Genomic DNA, 14,653 nt, shown 5'->3' on the forward strand with positions numbered 1-14,653 from the left:
AATAATTTTCATGAGCATATCCACTAAGTACAATCCTGCAGAAACCGAAGATAAATGGTATAGCTACTGGCTATCGAAAAAGTTTTTCCACTCCGAACCAGACGAACGTGAGCCTTACACAATTGTAATTCCGCCGCCAAATGTTACGGGAGTGCTGCACATGGGGCACATGCTTAATAATACCATTCAGGATGTTTTAATCCGTAAAGCCCGGATGCAAGGTAAAAATGCCTGCTGGGTTCCTGGAACAGACCATGCTTCTATTGCAACTGAGGCCAAGGTTGTGGCTATGCTTAAAGAGCAGGGGATTAATAAAAAAGACATTTCGAGAGAGGAGTTTTTGAAATATGCCTGGGAATGGAAAGAAAAATATGGCGGTATTATTTTAGAACAGTTAAAAAAATTAGGGGCCAGCTGTGATTGGGATCGTACCCGTTTTACAATGGAAGATGATCTTTCTGAAGCGGTTATCGATACCTTTATTCACCTGTATAAAAAAGGATGGATTTATCGTGGCATCCGCATGGTGAACTGGGATCCTGCCGGTAAAACAGCAGTATCTGATGAGGAAGTAATCCGCAAAGAAGTAAATCAGAAACTTTATTACATCAAATACCTGATTTCGGGTACTGAAGATCAGTTTTTAACAATTGCAACTACCCGCCCGGAAACCATTATGGCGGATGCAGCGATTTGTATTAACCCAAATGATGAACGCTTTACACATTTAAAAGGTAAAAAGGTTTTCGTTCCACTGGTTAATCACGAAATTCCGGTTATTGAAGACGAATATGTGGATATTGAATTTGGTACAGGATGTTTGAAAGTTACCCCGGCGCATGATTTAAATGATTACGAACTTGGTGTTAAACATAATTTGCCTGTAACGGATATTTTAAATGAAGATGGTACCTTAAACGAACTGGCTGTTATTTTGATTGGCGAAGATCGTTTTGTTGCCCGTAAAAAAATTGCAGTTTTATTAGAAGAGGCGGGGCATTTAGAAAAAGTAGAAGATTATAAATCACAAGTTGGCTTCTCTGAGCGTACCAACGCTGCTATTGAGCCAAAGCTATCAATGCAGTGGTTTGTTAAAATGCAGGAAATGGTGAAGCCAGCCTTAGCCGATGTGTTAAATGGTGAAGTAAACCTGATTCCGAATAAATTTGAAAATACTTACCGCCATTGGATGGAAAATGTTCGGGATTGGAACATTAGCCGCCAGCTGTGGTGGGGACAACGTATCCCGGCCTGGTATGATGATAAAGGGAATTGGGTGGTAGCCAAAACTAAAGACGAAGCTCTAGAAGAATTCTGGAAAAAGAAAAACCTCGATCAAACTTGCTCTGATGCAGAAAAAGTAGGGTTTAAAACTCAGTTAGAACCATTCTTAAGACAGGATGATGATGTGATGGACACCTGGTTTTCGTCGTGGTTATGGCCAATTTCTGTTTTTGATGGCTTTAAGAACCCTGATAATAAGGATATAAATTATTATTATCCAACAAATGATTTGGTAACGGCCCCTGAAATTTTATTCTTTTGGGTAGCCCGTATGATTATGGCCGGACATGAGTTTATGGGCAAAAAACCATTTACAAATGTTTATTTAACGGGTATTGTAAGGGATAAATTAGGCCGGAAAATGTCTAAATCTTTAGGAAACTCTCCTGATCCGATTGAATTAATTGAAAAATATGGCGCCGATGGGGTTCGTGTTGGAATGTTAATGTCCTCTCCGGCAGGAAATGATTTAATGTTTGATGAAAGCCACTGTGAACAAGGCCGTAATTTTGCCAGTAAAATATGGAACGCTTTCCGTTTGGTTAAAGGGTGGGAAATTAATGAAAACCTTGAAAATCCAAATGCTCAGGCCATATCCTGGTTTGAAAACAGGTTTAATGAGGCTTTAGTTGAAATAGAGGATAATTTTAAGCAATATCGTTTATCTGAAGCGTTAATGATTACCTATAAACTGGTGTGGGACGATTTTTGCGCATGGTACCTGGAAATGGTTAAGCCGGCTTACCAACAACCAATTGATGCGGCTACCTATCAGGCAACAGTTTCGTTTTTCGAAAATATTTTAAAATTACTTCATCCTTATATGCCTTTCTTAACCGAAGAATTGTGGCATGATGAAGTATTTGGCGAACGCTCGGAAATGGATTGCTGCATTGTTGCCGAATATCCAAAAGGAGGTTCATTTGATCATATTTTGTTAAAAGATGCTGAGGTTATAAAAACAGTTGTTGCCGAGATCAGGAATATTCGTAATCAAAAACAAATTTCTCCTAAAGAAGCTTTGCCATTAAATTTGAAGGTAAATTCAGGTTTGGATTATAAAAAATGGTTAAATATTATTTTCAAACTGGCTAACGTGAGTGAAGCAGAGTTTGTTAATGATAAAATACCAGGAGCAACAGCTTTTATGGCCGGAAAAGATGAATTCTTTATCGTTTTGGCTGATACTATCGATGTAGATGCAGAGCGTATTCGCTTAAAGGCCGATTTAGGGTATTTACAGGGCTTTTTGAAATCTGTTGATGCTAAATTGAGTAATGAGCGTTTTGTGCAGAATGCCAAACCAGAGATTATTGCCAATGAGCGTAATAAAAAAGCAGATGCTGAAGCTAAAATCAAAATTATTGAAGAAAGTTTAGCCCTGTTGGGATCATAAATAAATATTATAAATGATTGAGCCTGTTAGAATTAATTTTTAACAGGCTTTTTATTTTTAAGGCAGTCGTCACTCTGAATTTATTTCGGAGTCTTTTTGATAATTAAGATGCGGAAATGAATTCAGCCTGATGAATGTGTTAAATCGATTCAGTTCTTCCCGTTTCTAAATTGTTACCTCCTTTAAATACAATTCTCTATTAAAAATCTTATTTTGGGGCATGTTAAATGCTGAAATTGAAGTGTTTATGCAGTTTAAATTTCTAACCTATATTAACTTCATCCCCAATGGAGAATTCCAGAAGAACATTTATAAAGCAATCGGCAATATTTGCTGCGGCAACCTACGCAGGTACAATGGGCCTGAGCGCTAAAAGTTATGGTCGTATTATTGGTGCCAATGATAGAGTAAGAGTTGGTATTGTTGGCTTTTCAGACCGTTTTAAAGACACACTTTTACCTTGTTTTCTCAACCACAGTAAAGAACTGAACTTTGATGTTGTCGGACTTTCTGATTTGTGGAACTACCGGCGGGAGCTGGGCGTTGCTCATCTTAAAGAAAAATTCGGGCACGATATTCAGTCTTGCCGAAACAATGATGAACTTTATGCGATGAAAGATCTGGATGTTGTAATCATCAGTACAGCCGATTTTCAACATGCTTTGCATACAATTGAAGCAGTTAAAGCAAATTGCGATGCTTATATAGAAAAGCCCTTTGCCGAAACAATGGATGATGCGAAAGCGGCATTAAAGGCTGTAAAAGCGAGTAAACAAATTGTACAAATTGGTTCTCAGCGCAGAAGCGGAGAAAATTATTCCAATGCTGCAAAATACATTCAGGACGGAAAATTTGGTCCAATTACAGCAGTAGATTTAGTGTGGAATGTAAATCAGCCCGGAAGGTGGCGCAGACCTGATTTAGTGGCTAAATTAAAAGAAGAAGATATAGACTGGAAACGTTTTTTACTGAACAGACCAGCTGATGCTTATGACCCAAGAAAATATTTGGAATACCGCTTATTCTGGCCTTACTCATCAGGCATGCCTGGACAGTGGATGTCGCATCAAATTGATACCGTACATTGGTTCACTAAATTACATCATCCCAGAAGCGTGGTGGCTAACGGAGGAATTTATACCTGGAAAGATGGCCGTAAAAATTGGGATACGATGGTTGCGGTATTCGATTATGGACAACCAAATACCACAGATGGTTTTCAGGTAACTTTCACTTCGCGAATGCAGAACAGTGTAGGTGATGTTGGTGAGGTTTATTATGCTAACGGTGGCGAACTAAATTTAATTACCAACAAAGTTTCGCCAAAAGGGGGCTTAAAAGAAAAGGAAGCTGCTGCGATGGGTATGAAAGCTAATTTATTGCCCGATTTTGACCTCACCAAAACTGAAATTAAAACAGCAACGGGCGCAAACATGGGTGGTGATCCTTTAACGTCAGCCCACATGCGAAACTGGATGGAATGCATCCGAAGTCGTAAAACACCAAATGCTCCTGTTGAAGCTGGTTATTCACATTCAATTGCAAACATTATGACAAATGCGGCAGTTAGAACCGGAGCAAAAGCAACCTTTGATGAAAGCAGACAAGAAGTAATTGCTAACGGAAAAGTTTTTAAATATTAAATCTCAAAAATTCGTCATTGCGAGGAACGAAGCAATCTTTTTTGTAAGATAGATTGCTTTGTCATTCTTCCTCGCAATGACGGCAAAAAAGTAAAAACCCAAAATTAATATGTTAAACATTAAAAAATATAGCATTTTAGCCCTTTCCTTAATTAGTTTATCAACTTTTGCACAAAAAACCAAACCTCTTTTTGATGGAAAAACTTTAACAGGGTGGAAAGCTGTTGCCGGAGCAGCACCTTACAAAGTTGAAGATGGAATGATTGTAGGCACGATGACTAAAGGAACGCCAAATTCTTTTTTAATTACTGAAAAAGAGTATGGAGATTTTGTTCTTGAACTTGACGTTAAGCTGGAAGGGGAGACGACTAATTCGGGAATCCAAACGCGTAGCCACATTAAACCTGAAGGAAATAATGGAAAAGGCTTGGTTTATGGTCGCCAGGTAGAGATTGATCCAACAGCCAGGGCATGGACGGGTGGTGTTTATGACGAAGCGAGACGTTTATGGCTTTATCCTCTGGAATTAAATCCAAATGCCAAACCTTTATATAAAAAAGAAGCATTTAACCATTACAGGATTGAATGTATTGGAAACGAAACTAAAACATGGGTAAATGGAACACCTGTTGCTTATGTAATCGATACGCTGGATAAAACAGGTTTTATCGGTTTACAGGTTCATGGCATTGGTACCAATCTGGATAATGATGGTAAAAAAGTCTATTTCAAAAACATCAATATTCAAACGGAAAATATTAAACCCAAAGCTTTTTCTAAAGGAATATATGTGGTCAATTTAACGCCAAATGCTTTATCAGATTATGAAAAAGCTAATGGGTATAAATTGTTGTTTGATGGAAAAACGAATAATGGATGGGTTGGAGCATATAAAACTACCTTTCCGGCAAAAGGGTGGAAGATTACCGATGGTATAATGAGTGTTGAACCCTCAACCGGTGCAGAATCGACTAACGGTGGCGATATTGTAACTAAAGATCAATATTCGGCTTTTGATTTATCTTTCGAATTTAAGCTCACACCCGGCGCAAATAGTGGAGTTAAATATTTTGTAACGTTAAGCGAGAATAATAGCGGTTCGGCAATTGGTCTCGAATATCAGGTATTAGATGACGAACTCCATCCGGATGCCAAATTAGGGCGTGACGGGAATAGAACATTAGCATCTTTATACGATTTAATTACCGCAAAAAAAGAGGCAAGATATCTTCGCCCTGTTGGAAGCTGGAATAATGCAAGATTAGTGGTTTATCCGGATAATAGGGTAGAGCATTATTTAAATGGGGTAAAGGTTTTGGAATATGTGAGAGGATCGGAAGCATTTAAACAACTGGTTGCCATAAGTAAATACAAAGACTGGAAAAACTTTGGCGAGGCACCGAAAGGACATATTCTGATTCAGGACCATGGAAATAAAGTTGACTTTAGAACGATTAAAATTAAAACGTTATAAAATCAGAGCTGCAAATATTCGGGTAATTCCTGTACAAAATCGAAGCTGCCGTTTAGGTGGTCTATTTTTGCATAAACATGCTGTAAACCATTGGTTAAGGCAATCCATCTTGCCTGGTGAATGGAATTGTATCTCGCTGCCTGATCAAACACAGCTTGCGTAATTTTAACCTTTGGTGCTTTACATTCTATCAGCATTAATTTTTCACCTGCAGTATTGTAAACTAAAATGTCGCTCCGTTTTTGCAATTGATTTAAAATCAAACCGCCTTCAATCTGAATTAAGGTTTTAGGGAATTTGCCCTTTTGAATCAGGTTTTGGATAAAATGCTGGCGAACCCATTCTTCGGGTGTTAACACCAAATGCTTTTTTCTTAACTCATCAAAAATAAAGATCGTATTATCCTTTTGGGTAATTTTAAATGGATAGGGCGGAAGGTTTAATGGTGTTGGATTAAAAGTCATTCGTTCATTGGCTCAATGGTTTATTAATTATTAACCATCATCCATTGGCCAAAGTTACCAATTTTGTGTATAAACAATTCCCTAAAAATATTTAATGTTGAAACCTAAATTGTAATTTTACGGGCAATGACTGCTGCCGAAATTATCAAAGATCTTAAAGCCCGAAAGTTTAAACCTGTGTATTTATTGCATGGAGAAGAATCTTATTATATAGATGAAGTAACGGATTATATCGAAGATAAACTGTTAAATGATGCTGAAAAGGGCTTTAACCAAACTGTTTTATATGGCAAAGATACCGATATGGCAACAGTTCTGGGTGCAGCAAAGCGCTACCCGATGATGTCGGAATTTCAGGTTGTTATTGTTAAGGAGGCACAGGATTTAAAATGGGCTAAAGAAGAAGGGAATAGTAAAGAGGCAGAGTTTGTTTTAAACTATTTTGAAAAGCCTCTGCCAAGCACCATTTTGGTATTGGCGTTTAAGTATGCCAATTTCGATAAACGTAAAAAAATCTATAAAGCCATTAGTAAAAGTGGGTTAATTTTTCAGTCTGATCCTGTGCGGGATTATAAACTGGTACCCTGGATTGAAGATTTTGTGAAGGATAAAGGCTATAAAATCGATCCACAGGCTTCGGCGCTAATGGCTGAATATCTGGGTACTGATCTTTCAAAAATTGCCAATGAGATTGAGAAACTGATGCTCAACATTTCTAAAGAGGTAACCATTAATACCGATTTGGTTCAGAAAAATATTGGAATCAGTAAAGAATATAACGTTTTTGAATTGCAAAAGGCTTTAGCCATTCGTGATGTTTTAAAGTGCAACCGCATCATCACTTATTTTGCAAACAACCCTAAAGCCAATCCAACAGTGATGGTTTTGGCTAATCTGGCAGGTTATTTCACTAAGATATTAAGGTACCACTACTTACAAAATAAAGCAGAGGCTGCATCAGCATTAGGTATCCCTCCATTTTTTGTGAAGGATTACGAAGTTGCCGCAAGAAATTACAATACAGGAAAGGTTTTTCAGATTATTGGCTTACTCCGCGAATATGATTTAAAAAGTAAAGGTTTGGATAGCAGTGGAAATGTAAACGATGGAGAACTTTTAAAAGAGTTAATTTTTAAGATGATTCATTAATTTTAAGCAATATGTTACAAGGATTACGAACTATAGTTTACTACGTTGGCGACCTAGAAGCTGCCAAAGAATGGTATAAAAAGATTTTTGAAATTGAGCCGTATTTTGATGAACCTTATTATGTTGGTTATAACATTGGTGGGTTTGAATTGGGCTTAAATCCGGATGATTCTGGATACAGTAACGGAAACCATTCTATTACTTATTGGGGCGTTGAAAACATAGCGCAAACTTTTGCCCGGTTTGCCGAACTTCAGGTAGAAATCCATCAGAAACCTGAAAATGTTGGCGGGAACATTTGGGTAGGCAGTATTTTTGATCCGTTTGGTAATGTAATTGGATTAATTGAAAATCCGGAATTTAAATTACCATAACAACTATCTTTTTAAAATTCTGTAATTTCTGAATATTTTCTTTCTTCCGTTAACGGCGTAGATGATTGCGGTTATCACACTGCATATAATCAAACCGGAAGTCCACATCACCTTTTCGGAAGAAGTGAACTTATCCGAACTATTCACTTCAAACAGACAAAGGATAATAAAACCTAAAATAAGGAAAGCGCTGATTGAATTTATAATTTCTGTGAAAGGTAGATGGAAAACCTTAAAGACAATGGCAATAGCCAATGTTCCGTAGGTTAACAGAAAGATTGAATTAAAATACTTTAGAACATTCATGGCTTTTAGAGTTAGCGGTTAACCAAATCTAATGTTTTGATTATATTTTACAAGAATCTGTCCCGTTATTTGAGTGCTTTTATTAGTTTTGAAACAAATAAAATTCTATGAATCATTGGTTAGTAAAAAGTGAGCCTTTTAAATACAGTTGGGAGAAATTTAACAAAGATGGCCGTACCTTTTGGGATGGCGTTCGTAATTATCAGGCTCGTAATAACCTAAAAGAAATGAAAGAGGGCGATCTGGTACTTTTTTACCATAGCAATGAAGGTAAAAATGTAGTTGGTGTAGCCAAAGTTGTTAAAGAATTTTATCAGGATCCAACCACGGACGATGCAAATTGGGTGGTAGTTGATTTATCTCCTGTAGAAAGTTTGAAAAACCCGGTTTCGCTTGAACAAATTAAAGCCGAAGAAAGCCTGAAAGATGTTTCCCTGGTTCGTCAGGGTCGCTTATCGGTTATGCCTTTAAAAGCGGAAGAATTTGATAAAATTTTGGAAATGGGGAGCTAATCACTCCTGAATCTGCGGGGGGATTTGTCAGCGTTTAGAAGTAAAATATAGTAATAGGTTTTGAACAACTTCTTACTATATTTATGAAATCTTAATCATCTATGTATGAAAGCTTTCTCTCTAATCTATTTGTTCTATGCATTTGCTTTTGTTACCCACGCACAATCTGTTAAACCTTTTTTAGCTGTAATTAAAACCAATGATGGGCAACAAAAAGGCATACTACATAAGGTTGATTCTAATTCAGTGGTGATTGATGCCAAGGATGGATTTATGCGTATTCCGACTGAAAGTATAAAATCTGTTAAAATAAGAAGGGCAAAAAAAGGCTATAAAATGCGCAACTATATGGCCTATAAAGAAGATAACAGTAAATACAAACTAAACAGAGAAGGCAAATTTGTTGACGATTTTGGACATGAAATGCCATCGTTGAAAGACGAGGCTATGGCCGCCATATTTTCGCCATTCTTTAACGGAATAATAAATGCCATAGCTTTACCCATCCACGCTATAAATCCAAATGTAAATAGTTTTAAAATGAATAATGATAAAGCGAGGCGTGTGGTGCAACTTAATGAAATAAGTTATTATTCCATTTATTACCAGGCTAATCCGGATGTTTTAGCTGAACTGCATAAGCTTAAAGAGATTTCGGCGCAAGCTAAACCTTAAATCTGAGTTTCTTTCTTTCGGTTGCTTAACATCAGGCCTATTGTCATCACTAAACTTGACCCTAATACAACCAGAAATAAAAATGAGGTGCCTACCTGGGGTATTTTTAACGAATTGGGCAAATTAAAGTATAACAAAATACTGATTAAACCCCTTGGTGCGATATAAACGATGGGTGATGGTATTCCTTCTTTGAAAAACTTTAAGCAAACCCAGCGAATGGCATAGATGGAGATTAAGATAAACAGACCATTTGCCAGTACAGGTTTATCATTTAATTCGTAAATATTCATGGTAAACCCGAAAATTACAAAGAAAAACGTCCGTAAAATAAAGGCACTTTCAGCGGATAGCTGATACAGCTGGGATAAATCTGCACTTAGGTTTTTATATAAAAATACACCTCTGAACCAGGCATTTTGAATCGTATCTGCATTGTTCAAAAATAATCCTGTGCTTAAAATCAGGACTAAAGATGATAAATGGTAGGATTGGCCAATTGCATAGACCAAAATCAGTATCGAAATAATAAGGAAAAACTTAATGTGGTGTACCAGTTTGCCCATTATATAAAGCAAAACCACACATGCGATTGCAGAGAACAGAATAATCAAAAAGGTACTTAACCCAAGGCTTATAAACGAAGAATAGGAGATTGCCGGATTGGTTATGGCGAAATTAAAAATGATAATTCCCAAAATATCGGAGAAGGAAGACTCGTAAATTACAAACTCTTTATCCTGATTATTCAAAGCTGCGGCCGAAGGAATTGCAATTGCCGAGCTGATTACGCTAAAAGGAATGGCGTTGGCAATACAAACGTATAAACTTTGGTGACTGATTTGGTAGATGATAAAAGTAATCAGTGCAATGGTACTGATTAAAATGAAAAACGCGGATAAGAAAGCACTTCGAATAATCTTATTCTTTTCTTTGTCGTACTTGAGTTCAAGCGAACCTTCAAAAACAATTAATATTAAACCAACTGTTCCTAAAGTTGGCAAAATAGAGAGAAAATTGAAAGTATGAAGTTGTAAATTATCAACCAATAAGCGTAGGCCTATTCCCAGCAATAGCAGCAATAAAACCGAAGGGATTTTTGTTTTACTGGCCACTAAATCAAACAGATAAGAAAATATTACTAATCCGCTTAAAATAATTAATATCGTATAAGTTGTCATATTTTTAGCGTATTGAACACCGCTAAAATAGCACAATCAAAATAAGTAGCCGAAAAAAAGTATAAAATTATGCTTTAAAAAACAAAGCTTTTAGCTCACTTGCATCATCAGGATTCATTTTCCCGCCAAGAACCAAACGCAGTTGTCTGCGACGCAGAGCGCCTTCAAAAAGCTCAATTTCCTGCTCGCTTTCAGGTACTAATTCAGGTACAGGAATAGTTCTTGCACTTTGGTCAACAGCTACAAAAGTATAATAAGCTTCGTTGCTTTTTTGTCTGGCACCACTTGGAATGTTTTCTGCCCAAACGTCAAGTCTAACTTCCACCGAAGTGTTAAAAGCACGGGTTACTTTGGCTTCAATGGTAATTACATCGCCTAATTTAATAGGGTGTTTGAATGAAACGTTATCTACAGAGGCTGTTACCACAATACGATTACAATGTTTTTGAGCTGAAATTGCAGCGGCAATATCCATCCAGTGCAGCAAACGGCCACCCATTAAGTTATTCAGCGTATTGGTATCATTTGGCAATACCAATTCATTCATTATTGTAAAGCTCTCCCTGGCAAATTTCTTTTTCAAACTCATAACTGGCCGCAAAAGTACATAAAATTGTGTTAAAACGGCAGGTAATTACAAATTTGAAACGGTTAATTGAAACTTAAAATCACATGTAAATCAATAAAACAATTAAAAATATATCCTGTTATCTTAGCATAAAATTGAATTAATGCAAAATCAAACCATCATCCAGTATTTTCATTGGTATTATAACGAAGAACAAAACTTGTGGACTAAAGTTGCGGCAAATGCGGCACATTTAAAAGAAATTGGAGTTACTTCTGTATGGTTGCCACCAGCCTATAAAGCCAGTACCGGCGGTTATTCTGTTGGTTATGATGTTTATGATCTATTCGACCTGGGCGAATTTGATCAGAAAGGCAGTGTAAACACTAAATATGGTTCTAGGGATGAATATATCAACGCAATAAATACTTTACATCAACAAGGTATTTCAGTTTTGGCCGATGTGGTGTTTAATCATAAAGCCGGTGGCGATGAATTAGAGAAAATTCCAGTAAGAACAGTTAATGAAGAGGACCGAAATGAATTTACCAGCGATGTTTTTGAAATAGAAGCCTGGACAAAGTTTACATTTCCCGGCAGACAGGGGAAGTATTCTGAGTTTATCTGGGATCATCAATGTTTTAGCGGGGTAGACTGGGCCGAAGATTTAAAACAAACTGCCATATATTCTATTCAAAACCATGCAGGAGAAAGCTTTGAACAGGTTCCATCTACAGAGTTTGGAAACTACGATTACCTGATGTTTAACGACATTGATTACCGCAATACTTCGGTAGTAGAAGAATTGAAATATTGGGGCGAATGGCTTGTTGAGACTGCTAATATCGACGGTTTTCGCATGGATGCTGTAAAACATATTAATCCTCAGTTTATTAATGACTGGATTGATCACCTGAATCAAAAATTTAATAAAAAGTTTTTTATCGTAGCCGAAAACTGGGACATTGTGAGTACAGAAGCAATGTCGGAATATATTGACTTGACACAGGGAAGGGCACAGATATTTGATTCTCTTTTACATCATAATTTTTATCTGGCCAGTCAGGACGGAAATAGTTTTGACATGCGTACAATTTTTGATAACACCTTGATTCAGCTTAACCCCGAATTGGCCGTTACCTTTGTTGATAACCATGATTCGCAACCTCTACAAGCTTTAGAATCTTATGTAGAGTTCTGGTTCAGGCCAATTGCCTATGCTATTATCTTGTTAAGAATTCAAGGAATACCTTGTTTGTTTTTCCCGGATTTATATGGAGGAATTTATGATGATAAAAACAGCGAAGGAGAAGATGTACACATTGAATTAGCCATTTTGCCCTTGCTTGAAAATATGTGTAAAATAAGATCTGATTTAGCTTATGGAGCTCAGCGGGATTACTTTGATCATGGAAATTGTGTGGGATGGGTACGTGAGGGCGACAATGAATATGAAAACAGTGGTTTGGCGGTAATTTTGAGTACCAGAGAAGAAGGATTTAAAGAGATGGAAATAGGAGAGAAGTTTGCTGGTAAGACTTTTATTGATGCTTTAGGCCATCGTGAGCAAGAAATAGTTGTTGGAGAAAATGGCTGGGCCGAATTTCATTGTAATCCAGGCAGTGTAAGCATATGGATTTTGAAAACAGATTAAATAACCTGCTGGATAATAAAGTTTACCCAACAGGTTTAATTTGTTAAGGTAAAAAATTATCTACTTCTCTGTAAGCTTCAATGACCCTTAATTCGCCAGCCTTATCTGGTTTAGAATTGCCGTGTTCCATACCCATTACACCTTTATAACCTTTGCTGTAAAGATGTTTAAACAGATTTTTATAATTAATCTCACCAGTGGTTGGCTCTTTTCTACCCGGATTATCTCCAATTTGGATGTAAGCAATCTCATCCCAGCACCTGTCCATAGTTTTAATTAAATCACCTTCAGTACGCTGCATGTGGTAAATGTCATATAGTATTTTACACGAAGGACTTTTAACTGCTTTACAAACGGCATAGGTTTCATTTGTTTTTTGCAGAAAGAGTTCAGGTGTATCGCTTAAGGTTTCTAAAACCATAATTAATCCATGAGGTTCAAAAATCTCTGCTCCGGCACGCATCGCGTCAATTACATTGGCAAACTGATTTCCGTAAGGCAAATTGCGCTCATAAAAACCGGGCACAACTGTTAACCACTTTGCATTACATCTTTTGGCTGCTTCAACAGACTTTTTACAGGTTTCTATAAATTTATCTTTAAATTCCTTTTTGCCCGTTGTTAAAGAAGTTTTCCAGTTATCGCCGCCATCAACAACAAAAACACCCATCCTCATGCCTAATTTGGATAATAAATTACCAATTTTCTCCTGCTCATCAACCGGGCGGTTTAGATAGCCATTATCTTCAATAGACCTGAAGCCACGATCATACATAAACTGAATTTGATCGATAAAATTTTTACCTGCATGGTTTTGGAACATGCCCTGATGGGGGGCATAATCTAAGTTAAATGTTTTATCCGCTATTGCACCACTGGTTTTTTCAGCAGCAAAGCTTTCAGAAAAAGCTGTTCCGGTTGTTATAGCGCCTGCAGTAAGCAAGCTGTTTCTTATAAATTCACTTCTTTTCATCTGTTTGATTTTTAAACTGATTTATGGTGTGATTAATTTTTTAAATCCTGTGGTTAAGATGTCGGCTACTTTTCCATCCTTGCGGTGATAAACGAAATAAGCTTCCAGGTCTTTTCTATGCTCTACAAATTTAATAGCTTCCTGTAAATGCATGGCCATTAATGCATTATCGTATCCATCAGCCGTAATAGCATCATGAGCATAAACCGTTACACTAATCATTTCATTGTTTAGCGGATATCCTGTTTTCGGGTTAATCAGATGGCTTATCTTTTTTGTACCGTTTTGGTGAAATTTCCTGTAATTTCCAGAGGTTGTTATTGCGCCATGATTTAGAGCAACAACGTGCCTGATGGCAGGTGTACCGTTTTCGTCTGGTCCTTCAATGCCTATTTTCATTGGGTCTCCATTGGGTTTCGGGCCTAAAATTCTAATTTCTCCACCAATCTCAGCAATATAATGCTTTATGCCTCTTTGTTCAAGGTAACTGCTCACTAAATCAACACTGTAACCCTGTGCTATTCCATTTAAATCTATTTTTATACAGGGCTTGAGCTTTCTGAGTAATCCTTTCTTAAAGATCAGATTTTGCATGCCTACACAATTTAAAATAGCTTTAACTTCAGCACTATCCGGTTCTTTTAACTCTTTTTTAGGTCCAAAGCCCCAGGCTTGTACTAAAGGCTCAACCGTTATATCAAAAATGCCTTTTGTATCTTTATTAATTTCAAAGCTTTTTTTTAATACCTCACTAATAAAACGATCGGTTTTAACTTCCTGATCCGTATTGTTAAACTGATTTATCAATGAACCTTTTTTGTACAGGGACATTGATAAATCTATTTCATTTAATAAACTGTCTATGTTTCCTTTTGTAACAATCTTATCGTAAGCATAATAACTTATAGTGTAGTCTGTTCCCTGTGCATAGCCATGTATTTCATATTTGCTCAATTCGTTTTTAAAAAAGTAAGCGATGAAAACCGGAAGAAGGAGTAAC

14 protein-coding genes are annotated in these 14,653 nt (G+C 36.8%); 8 read left to right on the plus strand and 6 right to left on the minus strand.

The genetic code is table 11. The annotated features are described in order from the left end of the window. The first annotated feature begins 10 nt into the window (after positions 1 to 10). The 3 genes from O0955_RS12440 to O0955_RS12450 all read left to right on the plus strand — a co-directional run bounded on the left by O0955_RS12440 (position 11) and on the right by O0955_RS12450 (position 5,797). On the plus strand, positions 11 to 2,680 hold the full coding sequence (locus O0955_RS12440) for a valine--tRNA ligase (protein WP_269427871.1): 2,670 nt from the start codon (positions 11 to 13) through the stop codon (positions 2,678 to 2,680). 287 nt (positions 2,681 to 2,967) lie between these two features. Next, positions 2,968 to 4,323, plus strand: coding sequence for a Gfo/Idh/MocA family protein (locus O0955_RS12445; protein WP_269427872.1), 1,356 nt, complete (start codon positions 2,968 to 2,970; stop codon positions 4,321 to 4,323). A gap of 109 nt (positions 4,324 to 4,432) precedes the next feature. Next, the gene (locus O0955_RS12450) at positions 4,433 to 5,797 is read left to right on the plus strand and encodes a 3-keto-disaccharide hydrolase (protein WP_269427873.1); all 1,365 of its coding nucleotides are present in this window, start codon (positions 4,433 to 4,435) and stop codon (positions 5,795 to 5,797) included. A gap of 2 nt (positions 5,798 to 5,799) precedes the next feature. On the opposite strand, the gene O0955_RS12455 is transcribed toward O0955_RS12450, so the two are convergent. Next, positions 5,800 to 6,261, minus strand: a complete 462-nt coding sequence (locus tag O0955_RS12455; protein WP_269427874.1) for a type I restriction enzyme HsdR N-terminal domain-containing protein — start codon at positions 6,259 to 6,261, stop codon at positions 5,800 to 5,802. Positions 6,262 to 6,387: 126 nt separating this feature from the next. Between O0955_RS12455 and holA the strand changes: the two genes are divergently transcribed. Together holA and O0955_RS12465 are read left to right on the plus strand one after the other, a co-directional pair. Next, complete coding sequence (gene holA, locus O0955_RS12460; protein ID WP_269427875.1) at positions 6,388 to 7,410, plus strand: DNA polymerase III subunit delta; 1,023 nt, start codon at positions 6,388 to 6,390, stop codon at positions 7,408 to 7,410. Between the two features lie 11 nt (positions 7,411 to 7,421). Continuing rightward, the gene (locus O0955_RS12465; protein ID WP_269427876.1) at positions 7,422 to 7,784 is read left to right on the plus strand and encodes a VOC family protein; all 363 of its coding nucleotides are present in this window, start codon (positions 7,422 to 7,424) and stop codon (positions 7,782 to 7,784) included. A 3-nt stretch (positions 7,785 to 7,787) separates the two neighbouring features. On the opposite strand, the gene O0955_RS12470 is transcribed toward O0955_RS12465, so the two are convergent. After that, positions 7,788 to 8,090: a hypothetical protein gene (locus O0955_RS12470; RefSeq protein ID WP_269427877.1), complete on the minus strand. Its 303-nt coding sequence runs from the start codon at positions 8,088 to 8,090 to the stop codon at positions 7,788 to 7,790. A gap of 107 nt (positions 8,091 to 8,197) precedes the next feature. On the opposite strand from O0955_RS12470, the gene O0955_RS12475 reads away from it, so the two are divergent. Beyond that, positions 8,198 to 8,602, plus strand: coding sequence for an EVE domain-containing protein (locus O0955_RS12475; protein ID WP_269427878.1), 405 nt, complete (start codon positions 8,198 to 8,200; stop codon positions 8,600 to 8,602). A 105-nt stretch (positions 8,603 to 8,707) separates the two neighbouring features. After that, entirely contained in the window at positions 8,708 to 9,277 is a 570-nt protein-coding gene (locus O0955_RS12480; protein ID WP_269427879.1) for a hypothetical protein, read from the plus strand. Here the strand turns inward: O0955_RS12480 and O0955_RS12485 are convergent. Both O0955_RS12485 and O0955_RS12490 read right to left on the minus strand, forming a co-directional pair. Then, positions 9,274 to 10,458 (minus strand): cation:proton antiporter, encoded by a 1,185-nt coding sequence (locus O0955_RS12485; protein WP_269427880.1) that lies wholly within the window; start codon positions 10,456 to 10,458, stop codon positions 9,274 to 9,276. The two genes, O0955_RS12480 and O0955_RS12485, sit on opposite strands and share 4 nt — an antisense overlap. 67 nt (positions 10,459 to 10,525) lie before the next feature. Next, positions 10,526 to 11,047, minus strand: coding sequence for an acyl-CoA thioesterase (locus O0955_RS12490; protein ID WP_269427881.1), 522 nt, complete (start codon positions 11,045 to 11,047; stop codon positions 10,526 to 10,528). Positions 11,048 to 11,189: 142 nt separating this feature from the next. Here O0955_RS12490 and O0955_RS12495 point away from each other — a divergent pair, with 142 nt between their 5' ends. Continuing rightward, the gene (locus tag O0955_RS12495; RefSeq protein WP_269427882.1) at positions 11,190 to 12,680 is read left to right on the plus strand and encodes an alpha-amylase; all 1,491 of its coding nucleotides are present in this window, start codon (positions 11,190 to 11,192) and stop codon (positions 12,678 to 12,680) included. Positions 12,681 to 12,723: 43 nt separating this feature from the next. On the opposite strand, the gene O0955_RS12500 is transcribed toward O0955_RS12495, so the two are convergent. Further along, positions 12,724 to 13,653: a hydroxypyruvate isomerase family protein gene (locus tag O0955_RS12500; RefSeq protein WP_269427883.1), complete on the minus strand. Its 930-nt coding sequence runs from the start codon at positions 13,651 to 13,653 to the stop codon at positions 12,724 to 12,726. Positions 13,654 to 13,674: 21 nt separating this feature from the next. Further along, entirely contained in the window at positions 13,675 to 14,607 is a 933-nt protein-coding gene (locus tag O0955_RS12505) for an FAD:protein FMN transferase (protein ID WP_269427884.1), read from the minus strand. Positions 14,608 to 14,653 lie beyond the last annotated feature (46 nt).

The organism is Pedobacter punctiformis, assembly GCF_027213715.1.
GTDB lineage: Bacteria > Bacteroidota > Bacteroidia > Sphingobacteriales > Sphingobacteriaceae > Pedobacter > Pedobacter punctiformis.